General features: G+C 53.5%; 18 protein-coding genes. 8 read left to right on the top strand and 10 right to left on the bottom strand.

All coding sequences use genetic code 11. The features are described 5' to 3' along the window. The first annotated feature begins 69 nt into the window (after positions 1-69). Positions 70-528 carry a DUF986 family protein gene (locus MWH02_RS00695; RefSeq protein ID WP_110866290.1) on the top strand — a complete coding sequence of 153 codons (459 nt, stop codon included), beginning with the start codon at positions 70-72 and terminating at the stop codon, positions 526-528. On the opposite strand, the gene rlmA is transcribed toward MWH02_RS00695, so the two are convergent. The 4 genes from rlmA to MWH02_RS00675 all read right to left on the bottom strand — a co-directional run bounded on the left by rlmA (position 525) and on the right by MWH02_RS00675 (position 2799). Further along, positions 525-1331 (bottom strand): 23S rRNA (guanine(745)-N(1))-methyltransferase, encoded by an 807-nt coding sequence (gene rlmA / locus MWH02_RS00690; protein ID WP_271459686.1) that lies wholly within the window; start codon positions 1329-1331, stop codon positions 525-527. The genes MWH02_RS00695 and rlmA overlap by 4 nt on opposite strands. Positions 1332-1472: 141 nt before the next feature. Continuing rightward, positions 1473-1682 (bottom strand): transcription antiterminator/RNA stability regulator CspE, encoded by a 210-nt coding sequence (cspE, locus tag MWH02_RS00685; RefSeq protein ID WP_008110414.1) that lies wholly within the window; start codon positions 1680-1682, stop codon positions 1473-1475. Positions 1683-1765: 83 nt separating this feature from the next. Next, positions 1766-1840, bottom strand: a complete 75-nt coding sequence (locus MWH02_RS00680) for a DUF2627 domain-containing protein (protein WP_110866451.1) — start codon at positions 1838-1840, stop codon at positions 1766-1768. 683 nt (positions 1841-2523) lie between these two features. Continuing rightward, complete coding sequence (locus MWH02_RS00675; protein ID WP_137385919.1) at positions 2524-2799, bottom strand: YebO family protein; 276 nt, start codon at positions 2797-2799, stop codon at positions 2524-2526. A gap of 216 nt (positions 2800-3015) precedes the next feature. Between MWH02_RS00675 and MWH02_RS00670 the strand changes: the two genes are divergently transcribed. Continuing rightward, a complete protein-coding gene (locus MWH02_RS00670) occupies positions 3016-3252 on the top strand; it encodes a YobH family protein (RefSeq protein WP_008110416.1) in 237 nt (78 codons plus the stop codon). Between the two features lie 36 nt (positions 3253-3288). Here the strand turns inward: MWH02_RS00670 and kdgR are convergent, their stop codons facing one another. Then, entirely contained in the window at positions 3289-4080 is a 792-nt protein-coding gene (gene kdgR, locus MWH02_RS00665) for a DNA-binding transcriptional regulator KdgR (protein ID WP_137385921.1), read from the bottom strand. A 192-nt stretch (positions 4081-4272) separates the two neighbouring features. Here kdgR and MWH02_RS00660 point away from each other — a divergent pair, with 192 nt between their 5' ends. Next, positions 4273-5655, top strand: coding sequence for an MFS transporter (locus tag MWH02_RS00660; RefSeq protein ID WP_271459685.1), 1383 nt, complete (start codon positions 4273-4275; stop codon positions 5653-5655). A gap of 47 nt (positions 5656-5702) precedes the next feature. Here MWH02_RS00660 and htpX read toward each other — a convergent pair whose 3' ends face one another. From htpX to MWH02_RS00640, 4 genes are all read right to left on the bottom strand, one after another. Continuing rightward, positions 5703-6584: a protease HtpX gene (gene htpX / locus MWH02_RS00655; protein WP_271459684.1), complete on the bottom strand. Its 882-nt coding sequence runs from the start codon at positions 6582-6584 to the stop codon at positions 5703-5705. 220 nt (positions 6585-6804) lie between these two features. Beyond that, positions 6805-8844, bottom strand: a complete 2040-nt coding sequence (prc, locus tag MWH02_RS00650) for a carboxy terminal-processing peptidase (protein ID WP_110866293.1) — start codon at positions 8842-8844, stop codon at positions 6805-6807. A 19-nt stretch (positions 8845-8863) separates the two neighbouring features. Beyond that, positions 8864-9544, bottom strand: a complete 681-nt coding sequence (proQ, locus tag MWH02_RS00645; protein ID WP_137385924.1) for an RNA chaperone ProQ — start codon at positions 9542-9544, stop codon at positions 8864-8866. Positions 9545-9640: 96 nt separating this feature from the next. Continuing rightward, positions 9641-10141 (bottom strand): free L-methionine (R)-S-oxide reductase MsrC, encoded by a 501-nt coding sequence (locus MWH02_RS00640; protein ID WP_271459683.1) that lies wholly within the window; start codon positions 10139-10141, stop codon positions 9641-9643. A gap of 217 nt (positions 10142-10358) precedes the next feature. On the opposite strand from MWH02_RS00640, the gene yebS reads away from it, so the two are divergent. The 3 genes from yebS to rsmF all read left to right on the top strand — a co-directional run bounded on the left by yebS (position 10359) and on the right by rsmF (position 15708). Beyond that, complete coding sequence (yebS, locus tag MWH02_RS00635; protein ID WP_137385925.1) at positions 10359-11603, top strand: membrane integrity lipid transport subunit YebS; 1245 nt, start codon at positions 10359-10361, stop codon at positions 11601-11603. Further along, a complete protein-coding gene (locus tag MWH02_RS00630; RefSeq protein WP_192234080.1) occupies positions 11572-14205 on the top strand; it encodes a PqiB family protein in 2634 nt (877 codons plus the stop codon). The genes yebS and MWH02_RS00630 overlap by 32 nt, the downstream gene beginning before the upstream one ends. Positions 14206-14283: 78 nt before the next feature. Beyond that, on the top strand, positions 14284-15708 hold the full coding sequence (gene rsmF / locus MWH02_RS00625) for a 16S rRNA (cytosine(1407)-C(5))-methyltransferase RsmF (protein WP_271459682.1): 1425 nt from the start codon (positions 14284-14286) through the stop codon (positions 15706-15708). A 3-nt stretch (positions 15709-15711) separates the two neighbouring features. On the opposite strand, the gene MWH02_RS00620 is transcribed toward rsmF, so the two are convergent. Beyond that, positions 15712-16359 (bottom strand): metallophosphoesterase, encoded by a 648-nt coding sequence (locus MWH02_RS00620; protein WP_271459681.1) that lies wholly within the window; start codon positions 16357-16359, stop codon positions 15712-15714. 255 nt (positions 16360-16614) lie between these two features. Here MWH02_RS00620 and MWH02_RS00615 point away from each other — a divergent pair, with 255 nt between their 5' ends. Both MWH02_RS00615 and MWH02_RS00610 read left to right on the top strand, forming a co-directional pair. Further along, on the top strand, positions 16615-17346 hold the full coding sequence (locus tag MWH02_RS00615) for a class I SAM-dependent methyltransferase (RefSeq protein WP_101764176.1): 732 nt from the start codon (positions 16615-16617) through the stop codon (positions 17344-17346). A 114-nt stretch (positions 17347-17460) separates the two neighbouring features. Then, on the top strand, positions 17461-18234 hold the full coding sequence (locus MWH02_RS00610) for a hypothetical protein (protein WP_271459680.1): 774 nt from the start codon (positions 17461-17463) through the stop codon (positions 18232-18234). Positions 18235-18251 lie beyond the last annotated feature (17 nt).

The raw sequence follows: 18251 nt of genomic DNA, 5'->3' as shown, positions 1-18251 counted from the left end.
CCGGCTAATATTGAGCGGCATTATCTGAGCGCCCACGTTGAGATAATTTCGCTTGAGGAAGAACACCTAATGTCACTGACTGACGCCCTGATCGCCCTGCTGATTGCAGGCTTCATTCTGTTCGCCATCTATGATGAAGCGATCCTGCCGCGCCGCAATGGCCCGACAAAACTGCGCGTCGCACTGCGCCGTCGCCATAAAATCGATAGCGCCATTTTCGTGGTGCTGCTGCTGATTCTGCTGTGGAACAACATTGATAAACATGGCACACAACTCACCACCAATTTGCTGATGGTGCTGTGCTTTATGGCGATTTGGTTATTCTGGGTTCGCAGCCCGAAGCTGTTGATGAAAGAAAATGGACTGTTTTTTGGCAGCGTGTGGATCGACTACGGTCGCATTCAGAGTATGAATCTGTCAGAGGATGGCATTCTGGTGATGCAACTGGAGCAGCGCCGCCTGCTGATTGCTGTCAAACAGCTTGATGACCTGGAACGGATCTACAATACGCTGGTGGAAGCGCGTTAATCGCGCTGCCATAACGTCAGCATAAAGTCGGCATCACAGTTAAACTCGCTGGATGCCGCGAGGTTCTGCCACACTTCTTCGCGTGCACGCCAGGCAAATGGCGTCATCTGCAATAAGCTCACCGCCTCACTTCCGCTCAACGTCATGCTGTAATGCAGATTTTGTTGATCGACCTGCCTGAAGCCGGCATACACCTTCTCTTCCGCCGCGTGCAGCTGCACTTCGCGATAAATCAGCGCCTTGAATTGCTGCAAGTGATGCGGTCCCGGCGTCACCGTTAGCAGGTAGCCACCTGCTTTAATTACGCGGCTCAGCTCATCTTCATTGCAGGGCGCATAGATGCGCACCACGCCATCCAGAGAAGCATCGGCAAAAGGTAAACGCTGGCTGGACGCCACGCAGAATTTCACCGTACGATAACGTTTTGCTGCCATGCGAATCGCCGCTTTCGCTACATCCAGCCCAAAGAGTTGCGACTGCGGTAACGCATCGGCCATCGCCGCAGTGTAATAGCCTTCTCCACATCCGATATCTAACAGCTGCGCACCTTGCTCACTCAGATGCTGCGCGAGGATCCTGGCGACACCCGCGCGCAACGGCTGATAGTGTCCGGCATCGAGGAAGGCGCGTCGTGCCTGCAGCATCTCGGCGCTATCGCCCGGTTCGCGCGAACCTTTGTGCTGCACCGGCAGTAAATTAACGTACCCTTCTTTCGCCTGATCAAACTGATGACCTGCATCACAGCGGAAGCTATTCGCCTGCTGCAATAAAGGCTGATGACAAAGTGGGCAAATCAAAGACATAGACAACTCCGGGTTAGCAATTCGCGGCGCAGTTTACCCTGATCATCTGGCTACAGAAAGAATAAAAGAAAAAGCCCCGTTCAGTGAACGGGGCTTTAGGATTCGTTTCAGTGGTGCATGGCACCGAGCCTGAGGGCGAAATCAGATTGGGGTAACGTTGACCGCAGCAGGACCTTTCTGGCCATCCTGGATTTCGAACTCAACGCTTTGGCCTTCGGCCAGAGTTTTAAAACCATTGCCCTGGATTGCAGAGAAGTGTACGAACACATCTTTGCTACCATCAGCAGGAGTAATAAAACCAAAACCTTTAGACTCGTTGAACCACTTAACCTGACCTTTAATCTTTGCCATTTCGCAAATTTCCTTTCAATGATTATATTGCCCGCAGGCAGACTTACAGATAAACCAGAGACATTACTGAATGAGGCACTAATTTAAGGTTCGGCAAGGAAGCGGTATTCAACGTCAACGTCTTTACTCGTAACTTCTTTACTGAAGATGCCATACATAAACAGAACTGTACCTCGTTTGACCTACGATTTGTTATCACATATCCGTAAATTAATGGCAAGCCATTTTTAAACGGTGATCGACGTGACGCACATAATTAGTTAATAGGCGCGGCACTTCATCAATCAACATATTGACACCCAGCGCGGAAGGTGCGCAAAAAAAGGTTATCAGTCAGTATAGTTAGCGCTTGATTGCCGCTTAGTCAAGCGCAGCGGTAATGTCTATATTGGTACAATTTTAGGGATTAACAGTACGACAAAAATATTGCACTAATATGGCATCAATAAGATATTCCACTGAAAACTTCGCTCGCCACACAACAACTGCGCGCCGTTCAAATCTTGTACAAATAGTTTTCTCAGGTATAAGTTATTAATTGCTTTGCACCAAAATCAGGAGAAACCAATAATATGCGCCCCATATAAACGCATTAACATTAGGTGGCATTTATCTCAATTTTAACTATCTACCCAACAATTAAATGTTAAAAAGAACATTGAAAAGCTTGATTTAACAAAAACTCCTTAGGATAAATCTTAGTTGAAATTCTTTCTGGCAGGTATGGTTGCTATTCACACCGGGCTTAGAAGGGAAATTATTAGAAGCCATTATCCCGCCACGCACCATTTCAGTGCGCAGCGGTTGCCATAACGACGATTATTTTCCCCCTTTTAACGGCTTAACGTTCCGGGATCATCCGAATAAAATCGCGTTTTTCATCCGCGTCTTCATCCGCTGTTGGTTTTGCTGTGGATGGCTGTGCGTCAACCAGACGGCGAAGGAGCGCATTCTGTTTCTTTTGCTCTTCGATAACGGCTTCCAGCAAACGAATCTGCTCACTGGCACGCACGCTTGCCCGGTTGACAAAGAACCAGACAATAAAGGCCACAAGAATGATGATGGCCAGAACGCCATAGTTAAACAGCGGGCTGGTGTTTGCGGCTAATTCGTTCATAACTGCCTCTATAGTCAAAAATCAAACATCTACTCCGCCGCTGATTCTACTCGCTGCCGACGCAAAAGATAATGGGTAGCGACGGAAAGCAGATTATCCCGCCTGCCCTCTCTTTCAGTTATCTCTGATCGATTCGATGGCTAAAGCGCGGCATGCTGCTACAGTAGATTCGCAGCAACGTTGGATGCGCTGCGTTGTGTATCACAAGGAGATAAGATGAAACTACTTATTCGGACGATTATGCTGGTGGCATTAATTTGGTTAGCGATGCTGCTGACCGGCTATGGCGTACTCACCGGCAGCAATAAGAATGCGGCGGGATTGGGGCTGCAATGCAGCTATCTGACCGCACGCGGTATGATTACGGCACAGTATCTGCACACAGACAGCGGTATCGTCGGCGTAACGGATTGTCCACTGCTGAAGAAAAGTGGCGAAGTGGTCGACAATTAAGCGTTGAAACGGGCTGGCAACAGCCCGTTTTTCATTTCAGAAAGGATAGTTGTGGTAGCCCATTTGTTCAGACAGATTGCGCGCCGCACGATGCAGCATCGCCACGTACTCATTTTTGGCTTCTTCAGAAAAACGAATGGTGGGGAACGAGATGCTTAGCCCCGCAATCACCACGCCAAAACGGTCAAATACCGGCACCGCGATGCAACGTAAGCCCTCTTCCTGCTCTTCATTATCTTCGCCAAACCCCTGTACTTTTACCTGATCCAACACCGTCAGCAATGCTTCTGCAGTGACAATGGTTTTCGCGGTACTGCGGCGGAATTCCACTTCGCTGAGGATCTCCTGCACTTCAGCGCGATCGCGCCATGCCAGCAGCACTTTACCAATCGCGGTGGTGTGCAGTGGATTGCGGCGGCCGATGCGCGAATACATACGCAGGTTATAAAGAGAATCGATTTTATGGATGTAGACGATGCTGTCTTCTTCCAGCGCGCCGAGGTGAATGGTTTCTTTAGTCAGACGCGACAGCTCACGCATCTCAATATCGGCGCTACGAATCAGATCGACGTTCTGCAACGCTTTGGCGCCGAGTTCGAACAGCTTGAGCGTCAGCGAGTATTTCTCACTTTCTCCTTCCTGCGCCACATAGCCAAGCGATTTCATGGTCTGTAAAAAGCGATAAACGGTACTTTTTGACATCATCACGCGTTGGGACAATTCGGTGATGCCGTGATCGCGCTCTTCGCCCAGCGCCTGCAGAATGCCAAACACTTTCATCACTGATGAAACCGAGTCTGGCTGTTTATCATTATCACTGCTCGCCATGGCGCGTATCCTTTTTGACAGTGTTTCAAAAAAAACGGAACAGAAGCGCCAGTATATGCGTTTCAGCCTGATGGCGGCAACGACTGACGCTAAGTGACACATCCACACGTAATTTTATGTCAATGAATGCGGTGCTTTTCGGCAGCGAATTGATTAGCATGATGATATTCACTCTCTTTACTTACTTTACTTATGCCTTCTACTGTTGCCCAGGATGGATTACCCCTTCCACAGCGCTATAGCGCGATCATCACCATTGCACTCGGTATTATGATGGCGGTGCTGGATGGAGCTATCGCCAACGTGGCCTTACCAACCATTGCGCGTGAATTGAATGCCAGCCCAGCCGAATCGATCTGGATTGTTAACGCCTACCAAATCGCCATCGTTATTTCGCTGCTGTCGCTGTCGTTTCTCGGCGATATGCTCGGCTACCGCCGCGTCTATCAGGTTGGACTCGCGCTGTTTATCGCTACCTCACTGTTTTGCGCCCTCTCCTCATCGTTGAATACGCTGACCGTGGCGCGTGTGCTGCAAGGCTTTGGTGGTGCCGCATTGATGAGCGTTAACACGGCGCTGATCCGTATCATCTATCCACAGCGCTTCCTCGGGCGCGGTATGGCGATCAATTCGCTGATTGTTGCGGTCTCCAGCGCGGCCGGTCCAACCGTAGCGGCGGCGATCCTGTCTGTTGCCAGCTGGAAATGGCTGTTTCTGATCAACATTCCACTCGGCATTGTTGCGCTGTGGTTGGCGTTGCGTTTCCTGCCGGATAACACCCAGAAAGCCAAACAACAGAAATTCGACGTGCCAAGCGCCGTGATGAATGCGCTGTTCTTTGGCCTGCTCATATCTGCACTGAGCGGTTTCTCGCAGGGACAAAACGGCTGGCTGATTGTGGCCGAATTGGTAGCATTGGTGTTGGTGGGCATTGTTTTCGTTCGTCGCCAGTTAGCGATGCCGGTGCCATTGCTGCCGGTGGACTTGCTGCGCATTCCGATCTTTTCGCTGTCGATAGGCACCTCAATTTGCTCGTTCTGCGCGCAGATGCTGGCGATGGTGGCGTTGCCGTTCTTCCTGCAAAACGTGCTGGGCCGGGATGAAGTGGCAACCGGCTTGCTGCTCACGCCGTGGCCGCTGGCAACCATGGTGATGGCACCCATTGCAGGTCGCCTGATCGAGAAGTTCCATGCCGGATTATTAGGCGGATTGGGATTAGCGATGTTCGCTGCCGGTCTGTTCCTGCTGGCGCTTTTACCGACGCAGCCAACTGACGTGGATATCATCTGGCGCATGATGCTGTGCGGTGCCGGTTTCGGCCTGTTCCAGTCGCCTAACAATCACACCATCATCACCGCAGCACCGCGTAACCGCAGCGGTGGTGCCAGCGGAATGCTGGGTACCGCGCGTCTGGTGGGACAAAGCAGCGGCGCGGCGCTAGTGGCGCTAATGTTTAATCTGTTCAACGACAGCGGTACACACGCCTCACTGCTGCTAGCGGGTAGCTTTGCCAGCGTCGCTGCCGTAGTGAGCCTGGCGCGCATGACGCAGTCACGGCAGGCTGCCGAATCCTAGAAACAGCAAGGGCGCCATCTGGCGCCCTTTTTTCTGTCTATTACCGACTACTTCAGGTATTCACCGCTACGCAGCGCTTCGATACGTTTATCGAGCGGCGGATGCGACATGAACAGCTCGCTCAACGATTTGTTTTTACCATTGATGCAAAACGCCATCATGCTGCTTGGCTCCTGCGGCTCGTAGCTGGTTTTCAGACGCTGCAGTGCGGCAATCATCTTCTCGCGACCAACCAGTTTGGCAGAACCCGCATCGGCGTGGAATTCACGGTGACGTGAGAACCACATGGTAATGATGCTGGCGAGGAAGCCAAACAGCAGTTCCAGCACCATCGAGACCGCGAAATACACCATCGGGTTTCCGTTGCTGCTCTCTTCACCGTCGCGGTTACCCGACAGGAAGCCGGAAGCGATTTGCGCCAAAATGCGCGAGATGAAGATGACAAAGGTGTTCACAACACCCTGAATCAGCGTCATGGTGATCATGTCACCGTTGGCGATATGGGCGATTTCGTGCGCCAGCACCGCTTCCGCTTCATCACGGCTCATGTTTTGCAACAGGCCGGTGGAAACAGCGACCAGCGACGCGTCTCGGCGTGCGCCTGTCGCAAAGGCGTTAATGTCGGGCGCGTGATAAATCGCCACCTGCGGCATCGCAATGCCAGCCTGTTGTGCCTGGTGGCCGACGGTATCCATCAGCCAGCGTTCCGTCTCATTACGCGGTTGTTCAATGACTTCACCGCCAACGGATCGTAACGCCATCCATTTAGACATCAGCAGTGAAACAAACGCACCGCCAAAGCCAAACAGACCTGCCATAATCATCAGACCCATAACACTGCTTGACTGGATTCCTGTCAGACTCAAAATCAGTCCGAATACCAACATCACCGCCAGGTTGGTGAGCAGGAAAAGAGCAATACGCATCATAAACGTTAATCTTCCTCAGTTGTGCACGCGCATATGCGCGGATATCTATCCTATGGTCATCGCCGCGCATTTCAAGCAACCTTAATCTTTAAGTGCCTAAAAAGACATAACTTTACATTAGGCAGTGAAGTGCGAAGTTCGCTGCGTTAGTAAGGCTTAACAACGATTTTAGCGTAAAAAAAAGCACCGCCGAAGCGGTGCTATTTCACAAACCAGACGGTTACTTCGCGCTTGCGGCAGCAGGCTGAGATTTCTCCAGCTGCGCCATATCGTTAGCGATTTTCACCGTTTCATCCAGATACGGATCCGGCTCTTTATAGTCTTTCGGCAGATCTTCGATGCTCTTCAGCGGCGCTTTGCCTTCCGCCTGATAGCGCGCGTTGATGCGCTCCAGACGCAGTGCATCATCTTCGCGGTTCTCTTTCTCACGCTGGGCAAGATTGAGCGACACGATATTACGCTTGTCTTTCATCGCATCGAAACGCGCAATATCTTTCATGATGTACTGGAACTCGCGATCTTTAGCGATGCGATCGGCGTGCTCTTTGGTCAGCTGCGGTACCAGCGGCGCGATATCGCCGGTTTTGGTGTAGCTTGCCGCATTCACACTGTCCCAAGGCAGCGCGTTGTCCTCGAACTTCTCGCCGGTTTCTGCCGCTTCAACGCCGGTTGGCATCAGCAGATCTGGCGTTACGCCTTTACGCTGCGTGCTGCCACCGTTAATGCGGTAGAACTTCTGAATGGTGTATTGTACAGAACCCAGCGCTGGCCACTCTGGACGCAGCATCTGATCGTAAATACGGTTCAGCGAACGATACTGTTGCACGGTGCCTTTACCGAAGGTCGGCTCACCGACAATCAGCGCACGGCCGTAATCCTGCATCGCCGCAGCGAAGATCTCAGAAGCCGAAGCACTGAAGCGATCGACCAGCACCACCAGCGGACCTTTGTAATAGACGATGCCGTCGTTATCGCTGTCTTCACGCACGCGGCCATTGTTATCACGCACCTGCACCACCGGACCGCTTGGAATAAACAGGCCCGAAAGTGAAACGGCTTCGGTCAAAGCGCCACCGCCGTTGGTACGCAGATCGATCACTACGCTGTCGACGTTTTGCTTCTGCAGTTTCTGCAGCTGCACCTTCACATCGTCAGTCAGGCCAACGTAGAAGCCAGGAATGTCGAGCACGCCAACTTTCTGTTTGCCGACGTTATGCACGGTGCCTTTTACCGCGCGATCTTCCAGACGGATTTTTTCACGCGTCAGCGTCACGGTACGGGTTTTGGTGCCCTTGCCAGCAGGCAGGATTTCCAGGCGTACTTTGCTGCCTTTCGGTCCTTTGATTTTTGAAACCACATCATCCAGACGCCAGCCAATCACATCTTCCATCGGTTTGCCCGGCTGAGCGACACCGACAATGCGGTCGCCCACGCTGATCGCTTTGCTCTTCGCCGCCGGACCACCTGCGACCATCGAGTTGATCACCGTGTAATCGTCATCCATCTGCAGCACTGCGCCGATACCTTCCAGCGACAGGCTCATTTCGGTGTTGAATTGCTCGGTATTGCGCGGCGAAAGATAGTTGGTGTGCGGGTCGATTTCATGCGCGAATGCGGTCATCGCCAGCTGGAACACATCTTCACTGTTGCTTTGCGCCAGACGACGGATGGCAAAGTTGTAACGCTTGGTCAGCGTTTCGCGGATCTCTTTCTCATCTTTACCGGCCAGTTTCAGGCTCAGTTCGTCATATTTAACTTTGGCATCCCACAGCGCGTTGAGCTCATCGACGCTCTTTGGCCATGGCGATTTTGCCCGGTCAATGTCAATGGTGTCATTGCCGGTGAAATTCATTGGGCGATTCAGCACGCTCAGCGCATATTGATAGCGCTCAAAGCGGCGTTTCTGCGCCAGATTGTAGAGATCGTAAAACACATCCAGCTTACCGCTGCGGAACTCATCACCCACGGTAGTTTTCTTATCGGCGAACTGCGCGATATCCGATGCCAGCAATACGTTATGGCTGTAGTCGAGCAGATTCAGGTAGCGATCAAAAATTTTCGCGGAGAAGTCCTGATTCAAATCGAACTGACGATAGTGAGAGCGGGTGAAACGCGAGGTAACGCGTTCGCTGACGGTGGGATGCTGTGGCTCTTCGTGTAGCTGGGGAATCTGGTCGGCGCGGGTAATATTATCTGCACCAAAGGTGGGGCCTGCTAAAAGCAGGCCCGCGATCATACCGATCTTTAAAATGTTGTTCATGCCAGGGTCAGCCTCCGTTTCAGAACTGCAAATGTTCTGCGCGCACAATCATAGCCATGCCGGAAGCGAGCTGAACCCGAACGCCATCTTTAGTAATTTCAAGAATGGTAGCGTCCATTGCACCTTTGCCTGCAGTCACTTTGATGTTCTGGCCGGGCTGCAACGTTGAGGTATCAGTGACAGGTTTGGCCCGCGGTGGCTGCGGTGCGGCTGCACGCTCAGTCGCGGCCGCACGCGGCGCCTGAGGACGTGGCTTACGCGCGGCATCACCTTCGGCAGCTTTACGCGGAGCAGACTTGCGCGGACGACGTTCAGCGGTCTCTTCACCGGCTTCACGCTTCTTCGCTTTCTGCTGATCGCGCTGCGCCTGAACGCGGGCTTTCGCTTCTTCCAGTTGCTTGCGCGCATGTTCTACGTGTTGCTCATCCAGCACGCCACAGGCGTTGCCATCGAGATCGACACGAATGGCACCCGCTTTGATGCCATAAAGATAACGCCAGCTAGAGGTATAAAGACGTAAGGCAGAACGCAGTTGCGTCTTGCTCAGGCTCAGTTCGCCTTGAACACGCTCGACCAGATCTTGAAAAATGCCGATTTTGAGCGGACGCGCCTCGCCTTCGGCGCTAAAGCATTGCGGAAAACGTTCCGCCAAAAAGGCGATGACTTCTTTACTGCTATTCAACTTAGGTTGATTTTCCATGAAATTTCCTGATTACAACGGATTTGCCGACCAGAGCAGGCATGAACAGGCGACATTATAATGACAACATCGCCAAATGCTATGTGATCCAGTCGATTAGCTGTGCGTCAGCTGAATAAATTTTACGATGTCGCTGCCCGCCAGCACTTCACAAAGCCCGTCGGTAAGGGCCATCAGCCCCGCTTCGTCCTCGCTATCGAAGCGAGAATAAACCGTACTATCAATGTCTAAAACACCCACGAGGGTGCCATTTACTTTCAGAGGAATCACGATTTCAGCATTACTGGCGGCGTCACACGCGATATGGCCAGGGAACGCGTGCACGTCTTCCACCAATTGCACTTTGTCCTCGGCTACCGCGGTTCCACACACGCCTTTGCCAACCGGAATACGTACGCAGGCGATTTTGCCCTGGAACGGGCCCAGCACCAGCGTGTTCGGTTCCGTCAGTAAATAGAATCCAGCCCAGTTCACGCCTTCCAGGCGTTCAAAAAGCAGTGCACTGCAATTGCCGAGCGCGGCCAGGAACGAGGTTTCATCCGCCAACAGGGCGCGAACATCGCGATTCAAATCCTCGTAAAAAGCTTTTTTGTTCATTGTTCAACCATAACTCGTCACTGGGGTGACCTTGTTGTCACTCAGTTGTTAAAATAAGCACTAATAATCCAGGCGCAGAAGGTGAATCATTCTGTTAGTTACTATACCCTTAGCAGTCGGTGGATAAGCGTATTCTGGTACCACCGAATATTGCAGGCAACTTTGCGCTACTCAGCATGCCGGTAACCGTAACGAACGATGGGCACTTGCGTCACCTATGAAAATTCACGCTATCAGCCAGACGTTGCCCCACGCACGTTATCAGCGTTGTCCGCAATGCGATACCCTTTTTTCCTTACCGGATGTGAAATCGCATCAGACAGCCTATTGCCCGCGCTGCCATGCACAAATTCAGAGCGGTCGTGACTGGTCGATGACGCGACTCACCGCCATGGCGGTGGTCATGATCGTGTTGATGCCGTTCGCCTTTAGCTTGCCGTTGGTTGATATTCGCCTGCTGGGCATGCGTATTAACGCCAGCCTGCTGGAGGGCGTAATCCAAATGACGCAGCAAGGCAACATCCTCACCGCTTCAATGGTGGCGTTTTGCACCATTGGCGCGCCGGTTACGTTGGTCATCGGCATTCTCTATCTGTGGGTGGGCAACGCGCTCGGAATGAACCTGCGCCCGGTCCTGCTGATGATGGACAAGCTCAAAGAGTGGGTGATGCTGGATATCTATCTGGTCGGCGTGGCGGTGGCATCGATCAAAGTGCAGGATTACGCCTCACTGGAAGTGGGCTACGGTTTAGTGGCCTATATTGCGCTGACGGTGCTGAGCCTGCTGACGCTGATCCACCTGAACGTCGAGCAACTGTGGGAACACTATTATCCCCAAGCGATGCCCACTTCCCCGCCTGAAGAGTGGCAAGTGTGCCTGAATTGCCATCAAACCGGTGTAGCCGATGAGCGTGGGCGCTGCACGCGTTGCCACACGCCGCTTGACTACCGCCGACGCCACAGTTTGCAGAAATCCTGGGCGGCGCTCATCGCCTCGATTGTGCTGCTGATCCCCGCCAATTTGCTGCCGATTTCGGTGGTCTATGTTAATGGCGCACGCCGTGAAGACACCATCTTCTCCGGCATTCTGGGACTGGCATCGGGCAATATACCGGTAGCCGCGGTGGTGTTTATCGCCAGCATTCTGGTGCCCTTTACCAAAGTGTTAGTGATGTTGACTCTGTTACTCAGCATTCACTTTAAATGCGAACAGGGCTTAAAAACCCGCATTCGCCTGCTGCGCGCCGTCACCTGGGTGGGCCGCTGGTCGATGCTGGATCTGTTCGTCATTGCTGTAACCATGTCGCTGGTCAATCGTGATCAGCTGCTGGCTTTCACCATGGGACCGGCCGCCTTCTATTTTGGTGCCGCCGTTGTCCTGACCATTATGGCTGTAGAGTGGCTTGATAGCCGCCTGATCTGGGATGCACATGCAACAGGAAACGCCGACTACACCGACTAGCGCCAATCTGCGCAACAAGCGCAAGATTTCGCCATTCTGGTTATTGCCCATCATCGCCCTGCTGATTGCCGGCTGGCTGCTATGGACCAACTATCAGGAACGCGGTACGACGATCACCATTAACTTCCAGACTGCCGACGGGATTGTGCCAGGCCGTACGCCGATTCGTTATCAGGGCGTGGAAGTGGGTACGGTGCAAGGCATTGTGCTGAGTGATGACTATCGCAGCATCCAGATTAAAGCCAGCATCAAAAGCGACATGCGCGATGCACTGCGTGAAGACACTCAGTTCTGGCTGGTGACGCCGAAAGCCTCATTGGCGGGCGTCTCCGGGCTTGATGCGCTGGTCGGCGGTAACTACATCGGCATGATGCCGGGTAAAGGTAAAGAGAGCGATCACTTCACCGCACTCGATACCCAACCTAAGTATCGCGTTAATACCGGCGAACTGCTTATCCACCTGCGCGCGCCCGACCTCGGCTCGCTCAACACCGGTTCGCTGGTTTATTACCGCAAAATTCCGGTGGGTCGCGTTTACGATTACAGCCTCAACAACAGCACCGACGGCGTTACCATTGATGTGCTAATTGAGCGCCGCTTTATCAATCTGGTGAAAAAGCAGAGCCGCTTCTGGAATGTTTCCGGCGTTGATGCGGATGTCAGCCTGAGCGGTGCCAAAGTGAAGCTGGAAAGCCTCGCCGCGTTAGTGAATGGCGCGATTGCCTTCGATTCACCTAATGACGGCGAGCAAGCTCAGGTGGATGCCAACTACCAGCTCTATCCGGATTTGGCGCGCAGTCAGCGCGGCGTGCAAGTGAAACTGAACCTGCCGAGCGGCGATAACCTGAAAGCCGATAGCACACCGCTGATGTATCAGGGACTGGAAGTCGGCACCTTGACCAAACTCAACCTGCTGGATGGCGGCAAAGTCACCGGCGAGCTGACGGTTGATCCTTCAGTAACCGGTTTGATGCGCAGCGGGACGCGCATTGAAATGCGCACGCCGAAGATCAGCCTAACCGACACCAATCTCAGCAGCCTGTTAACCGGTAATACTTTTGAACTGGTGCCAGGCGAAGGCGAACCGCAGGATCACTTTACCGTGTTGCCAGCCAGCGAAACATTGCTGCAGAAACCTGACGTGCTGACGGTAAAACTCAGCGCGCCGGAAACCTACGGTATCGATGCCGGCCAGCCAGTGATGTTGTATGGCATGAAAATCGGTCAGGTGATTTCACGCACGCTGGATGAAAATGGCATCAGCTTTGTGGCGGCCATCAATCCGGAGCACCGTAATCTGGTACACGCTGACAGCAAGTTTGTGGTGAATAGCCGCCTTGATGTCAAGTTTGGACTTGACGGGATGAAAGTGCTGGGCGCCAGCGCGCGCGAGTGGGTAGATGGCGGCATTCGCCTGATTCCTGGCGCGAAAGGCAATCCTTCCAGTCGTTATCCTTTATATGCGGATGCGGAACGTGCCGAAGAAGGCATCGTGGGTGAACAGCCGCCAACCACGCTGAAACTTACCGCCAAAAGCTTGCCGGATGTACAGGCCGGTTCAGTGCTGCTGTACCGCAAATTCCAGGTCGGTGAAGTGGTGGATGTGGTGCCGCGTGCGGATGCGTTTGAAATCTCGATTCATATCCAGCCGCAGTATCGCAAGTTGCTGACCAGCGAGAGCGTTTTCTGGGCCGAAGGCGGCGCCAAAGTGCAGCTCAACGGCAGCGGTTTGACCGTGCAGGCATCCCCGCTCAACCGCGCGCTGAAAGGTGCCATCAGTTTTGATAATCTCACCGGCGCGCAGGCGGCGAAAGGCGTGAAACGCGTGCTCTACTCGTCAGAAACCGCGGCGCGTGCAGTTGGCAGCCAGATTACACTGCACACCTTCGATGCCAGCAAACTGGCGGCGGGCATGCCGATTCGCTATCTCGGCATCAACATTGGTCAGGTTGAATCGCTGGCACTAAGTTCTGATAACAATCAGGTTGTCGCCAAAGCGGTGCTTTATCCGGAATACGTGCAGGACTTCGCGCGCATCGGCAGCCGCTTCTCGGTGGTGTCGCCGGAGATTTCTGCGGCGGGCGTTAACCATATCGAAACGCTGCTGCAGCCTTATCTCAACGTCGATCCGGGCAAAGGTTCGCCGGCGCGCACCTTTGAACTGCAGGAAAGCACCATCACCGATTCACGCTACCTGAACGGCTTGACGATATATGTCGATGCCGCTGACGCGGGATCGCTGTCGGTGGGCACGCCAGTGCTGTTCCGGGGCGTTGAAGTGGGCACCGTCACCGGAACGTCGCTGGGCAATATGGCGGATCGCGTGCAGATCGCGCTGCGTATCAGCAAAAAGTACCAGCATCTGGTGCGCAACAATTCGGTGTTCTGGCTGGCTTCCGGCTATAACTTCGATTTCGGTCTGATAGGCGGCGTGTTGAAAACCGGCACCTTCCAGCAGTTCATTCGCGGCGGCGTACAGTTTGCCACACCGCCGACGGTGCCATTAGCACCGCAGGCCGGCGCCAACAAACACTTCCTGCTACAGGATGAAGCGCCGAAAGCGTGGCGCGACTGGGGCACGGCGATTCCGGACCCTCATTAACCTTAAGCAAATCGGGCAGCCTGGCTGCCCGATTCTTTTTCGCGTGTTACACTTCGCGCTCATTTCGTTTCCCGGTAGATGCCCGTGTCCGATCGCTTTCCCGAAGATTTCCTCGCGCTGATGCGCGCCAGCCTTGCTGACGACGCCGAACTGCAGCGCTTTCTCGCCATTAGCCAGCAACCGCTGCGTCGCAGCTTACGCGTCAACACCTTAAAAATTAGCGTGGATGATTTCCTCGCCCGCACCGCCGACTATGGCTGGCGCTTATCGCCCATTCCGTGGTGCGCCGAAGGGTTTTGGATCGAGCGTAACGACGAATCGCTGCCGCTGGGTAGCGTGGCGGAGCATCTGAGCGGACTGTTCTACATTCAGGAAGCCAGCTCGATGCTGCCGGTTACCGCGCTGTTTAACGCCGCACCCGATGCGCGTCAGGTGATGGATGTGGCTGCTGCGCCGGGCTCTAAAACCACCCAGATGGCCGCGCTGATGCGCAATGAAGGCGCCATTCTGGCGAACGAATACTCAGCCAGCCGTGTCAAAGTGCTGCACGCTAACATCAGCCGCTGTGGCGTCAGCAATGTTGCGCTGACCCATTTTGATGGCCGTGTATTTGGCGCCGCACTGCCGGAGCGTTTCGATGCCATTCTGCTCGATGCGCCCTGCTCTGGCGAAGGCGTGGTGCGCAAAGATGCTGATGCGTTGCGTAACTGGACGCTGGCCAGCACCGAAGCGATTGCGGAAACCCAACGTGATCTGCTCGACAGCGCTTTCCATGCCTTACAGCCAGGCGGCACGCTGATTTACTCTACCTGCACTCTGAATCAAATCGAGAATCAGCAGGTGATTCATTGGTTGCAGCAGCGTTATCCAGACGCGGTTGAAATCGTGCCGCTGAACGGTTTATTCGACGGAGCCGATCAGGCGTTAACCGCCGAAGGTTTCCTGCACGTATTCCCGCAGATTTTCGATAGTGAAGGTTTCTTCGTTGCGCGTCTGCGTAAAACCGCCAGCATTCCCGCGCTGCCAACGCCAACCTACAAAGTCGGCAAACTGCCCTTCTCTCCGGCCAGCCGCAAGCTGAGCGCCGAAGTGCAACAGGCCGCGGCCAAAGTCGGCTTGCGGTGGGATGAAAATCACACGCTGTGGCAGCGCGATAAAGAGCTGTGGCTGTTCCCCGCGGCGCTGGAGGGTTGGCTGGGTAAAGTGCGCTTCTCACGCATCGGCCTCAAGTTGGCCGAGACCTTCCCGAAAGGCTATCGCTGGCAGCATGAAGCGGTCGTGGCGTTGACGCAGCCGGGCAGCGCGCTGGATTTCGAACTCACCGATGCAGAAGCGGAAACCTGGTATCGCGGTCAGGATATTCATCCGGACACGTTGCCCAGCCGGGATGAGGTGATCGTCACTTACCAGCAGCAGCCGCTGGGATTGGCGAAGAAAGTGGGTAATCGGATTAAAAACAGTTATCCGCGTGAACTGGTGCGCGACGGACGTCTGTTCCGCTAAGCGTTACTGCAACTGCACCAGGGTGAGGCGATTGCCGAAGACCGCGCCGGTATCGATATAATGCTGATTCGCCACATTAAGCGGTTGTTCTAACGGCGTGTGGCCGAAGTAGAAATCACTGGCGCCATCGATGCGGGCTGAACTGCCGCGTTGATGGCGTCCCAGTCGATCGCGACTCCACACCACTTGCTGCCAGTCAACCTCTTTCCCTAACGCATAATGACTGGCGGGATAATCGGCGTGGGCAATCACCACCACGCGATCGCCGAAATCCAGATGCAGGATCAACGGTAACTCAGCACAGCGCTTCAACGCATGGCGCGCAGCAATCAACGCTGCGCCTTTGAGTTGCCAGAACCACTCGCCGCCGTTCATCATCCACAAGGTTTGGTCGCGCCCATCCAGCGCAGCGAGCGCCATCTGCTCATGATTGCCGCGCACGCAGAGAAACCAGGGCTCCTGCATCAGCGCTAAACAGCCGGGGCTGTCCGGGCCACGATCGATTAAATCGCCCACCGACAGCAGTAGATCCTGCTGCTTATCGAAATCCCGCTTGAGCAGTTGCGCATCGAGTTGGGCGCGGCAACCGTGCAGATCGCCAACCACCCAAATATTTCGCCACATTTGCGCGTTCACCTTTTGGTAAAGCATGTAATCTTCCCCGGTTGACTGGAAGTTTAGTGAGCCCGGCTTAAAGTATAGTCCGGCAACGTTAGCCAGCGGAGGGAACAGCATGAGCGGACGGAAGCAATTCATTGGTGTATTAATCGTTATTTTCATCGGTAGCTTGCTGCTGCTGGAATCACTCGCTCGTCTGGTACATCTGTTATTTGTGGGATAATTACGCGACTTTACATTCCGCGCTAAACGCCTAAACTCCTTTGCGCATCATATAAAGGAGCCTGTATGAGCCAGAATATTTACGACAACCCCACTTTTTTTGCCGGTTACGCCACTTTGCCACGTTCCGTTAAGGGATTAGACGGCGCGCCAGAATGGCCCGCACTGCGTGCGCTACTACCCGACCTGCATGATAAACGTATTCTCGATCTCGGCTGCGGCTACGGCTGGTTTTGCCGCTACGCGCAGCAGCAAGGCGCGCGCGAGGTGCTGGGTCTGGACGTTTCCGAGAAGATGTTAGCGCAAGCCGCGACCATGACGCAGGGAACCGGGATTCGCTATCAGCGCGCCGATTTAGAATCGCTGCAACTGAACGAATCCTATGATCTCGCCTACAGTTCGCTGGCGCTGCACTACCTCAGCAATATTGACGCACTCTTCGCAACCGTGTTTGAGGCGCTAACGCCGGGCGGCGCGCTGGTGTTTTCCTGTGAGCATCCGATTTACACTGCACCTACTCAACAGCAGTGGATTGTGGATGAACAGCAGCAGCGCAGCTGGCCAGTTAATCATTACCAGCAGGAAGGGGAACGCATCAGCAACTGGTTTGCCGATGGCGTGAAAAAGCAACATCGCAAGCTGGCAACCTGGATCAATGCGTTAATTGGCGCAGGATTTGAGATCGTGCATCTTGATGAATGGGGCCCGAGCGAAGAGATGGTTGCACTCAATCCCGCGCTGGCGGAAGAACGCGATCGTCCGATGATGTTCTTGCTGGCCGCGCGTAAACCGCTCTGAATATTCTCGTGGCGGCAGAATGCTGCCACGTCGTTATTCCATCTATCGCCATTCTTAATTATCAGCCAGATTGGTCGCCTGTCTTGGGCGAATTCCTTCTCTGAGCCGCTGACCGTGACTGATTGCATTTTTAATTTTCGTCCTCATCTCGATATACACTATCGCTATAAACCGGCTTCAGTAGACAATCAGCATTTATTGATTGTGATGTCAGGATTTAACCTTCCTGATCCCACCATCTACGATTTCACCCTTTTGCAGCATATTCAATCGGCGGTGTTGTGGATCAAGGATGATTTCAACGGCTTGCCCGCTTACTATCTGTGCAACAATATGAATTTTGAAATTGAGCATGGGGTAAGCCAGCTTATTCGCTCGGTAATTGAGCTGACAACACCCTCAAACGTTTCCATAGTTGGCGCCTCAAAAGGTGGCAGCGCGGCGCTCTATTTCGGTGTTAGGCATAATATTAAAAATATCATTACTGCCGTACCACAGTTTTATCTCGGGGATTATGCAGCCACAATGTGGCCGAATGTGGGTGACGCAATGATGGGATCGACAACCCCCGCAGCCATCTCGCTATTAAATAAGCTTTTGCCGAACGCTATTCGACGCGATCGCCAAACGGACAAGAATATTTACCTATTTACTGCTCTCGCTGATTATCAGCGTGAACAGGAGATTCTGCCTCACCTGGAGTTGCTTGAAAAATATCAAAACTTCAATTTGATCGAATCAGCATCGCCTTGCATCACTCACCATAATGAAGTCACGCGATATAATCTTAATCTCATCCTCGCTCTAATTTATCAGTTAGAACAGGAGATTATCCCACGCTGGGGGCACATCCGTAACGGTAGTCGCTGGGACACTGTACAGAAATGATCCCAGCAAATATTGCT

It is taken from the genome of Pantoea leporis (assembly GCF_028048155.1).
Taxonomy (GTDB): domain Bacteria; phylum Pseudomonadota; class Gammaproteobacteria; order Enterobacterales; family Enterobacteriaceae; genus Pantoea; species Pantoea leporis.
The sequence above is the reverse complement of the archived record's forward strand: the minus strand, read 5'-3'. Positions and strand labels throughout refer to the sequence as shown.

What these genes read in the sequence shown, in the direction of transcription:
- kdgR (WP_137385921.1), bottom strand. Translation starts at nt 4,080, where the DNA reads ATGGCGAGCAGTGATAATGATAAACAGCCAGACTCGGTTTCATCAGTG.
- MWH02_RS00695 (WP_110866290.1), top strand. Translation starts at nt 70, where the DNA reads ATGTCACTGACTGACGCCCTGATCGCCCTGCTGATTGCAGGCTTCATT.
- MWH02_RS00615 (WP_101764176.1), top strand. Translation starts at nt 16,615, where the DNA reads ATGAGCCAGAATATTTACGACAACCCCACTTTTTTTGCCGGTTACGCC.
- rsmF (WP_271459682.1), top strand. Translation starts at nt 14,284, where the DNA reads ATGCCCGTGTCCGATCGCTTTCCCGAAGATTTCCTCGCGCTGATGCGC.
- MWH02_RS00620 (WP_271459681.1), bottom strand. Translation starts at nt 16,359, where the DNA reads ATGCTTTACCAAAAGGTGAACGCGCAAATGTGGCGAAATATTTGGGTG.
- yebS (WP_137385925.1), top strand. Translation starts at nt 10,359, where the DNA reads ATGAAAATTCACGCTATCAGCCAGACGTTGCCCCACGCACGTTATCAG.
- MWH02_RS00675 (WP_137385919.1), bottom strand. Translation starts at nt 2,799, where the DNA reads ATGAACGAATTAGCCGCAAACACCAGCCCGCTGTTTAACTATGGCGTT.
- MWH02_RS00630 (WP_192234080.1), top strand. Translation starts at nt 11,572, where the DNA reads ATGCAACAGGAAACGCCGACTACACCGACTAGCGCCAATCTGCGCAAC.
- proQ (WP_137385924.1), bottom strand. Translation starts at nt 9,544, where the DNA reads ATGGAAAATCAACCTAAGTTGAATAGCAGTAAAGAAGTCATCGCCTTT.
- MWH02_RS00640 (WP_271459683.1), bottom strand. Translation starts at nt 10,141, where the DNA reads ATGAACAAAAAAGCTTTTTACGAGGATTTGAATCGCGATGTTCGCGCC.
- prc (WP_110866293.1), bottom strand. Translation starts at nt 8,844, where the DNA reads ATGAACAACATTTTAAAGATCGGTATGATCGCGGGCCTGCTTTTAGCA.
- MWH02_RS00660 (WP_271459685.1), top strand. Translation starts at nt 4,273, where the DNA reads ATGCCTTCTACTGTTGCCCAGGATGGATTACCCCTTCCACAGCGCTAT.
- htpX (WP_271459684.1), bottom strand. Translation starts at nt 6,584, where the DNA reads ATGATGCGTATTGCTCTTTTCCTGCTCACCAACCTGGCGGTGATGTTG.
- rlmA (WP_271459686.1), bottom strand. Translation starts at nt 1,331, where the DNA reads ATGTCTTTGATTTGCCCACTTTGTCATCAGCCTTTATTGCAGCAGGCG.
- MWH02_RS00670 (WP_008110416.1), top strand. Translation starts at nt 3,016, where the DNA reads ATGAAACTACTTATTCGGACGATTATGCTGGTGGCATTAATTTGGTTA.
- cspE (WP_008110414.1), bottom strand. Translation starts at nt 1,682, where the DNA reads ATGGCAAAGATTAAAGGTCAGGTTAAGTGGTTCAACGAGTCTAAAGGT.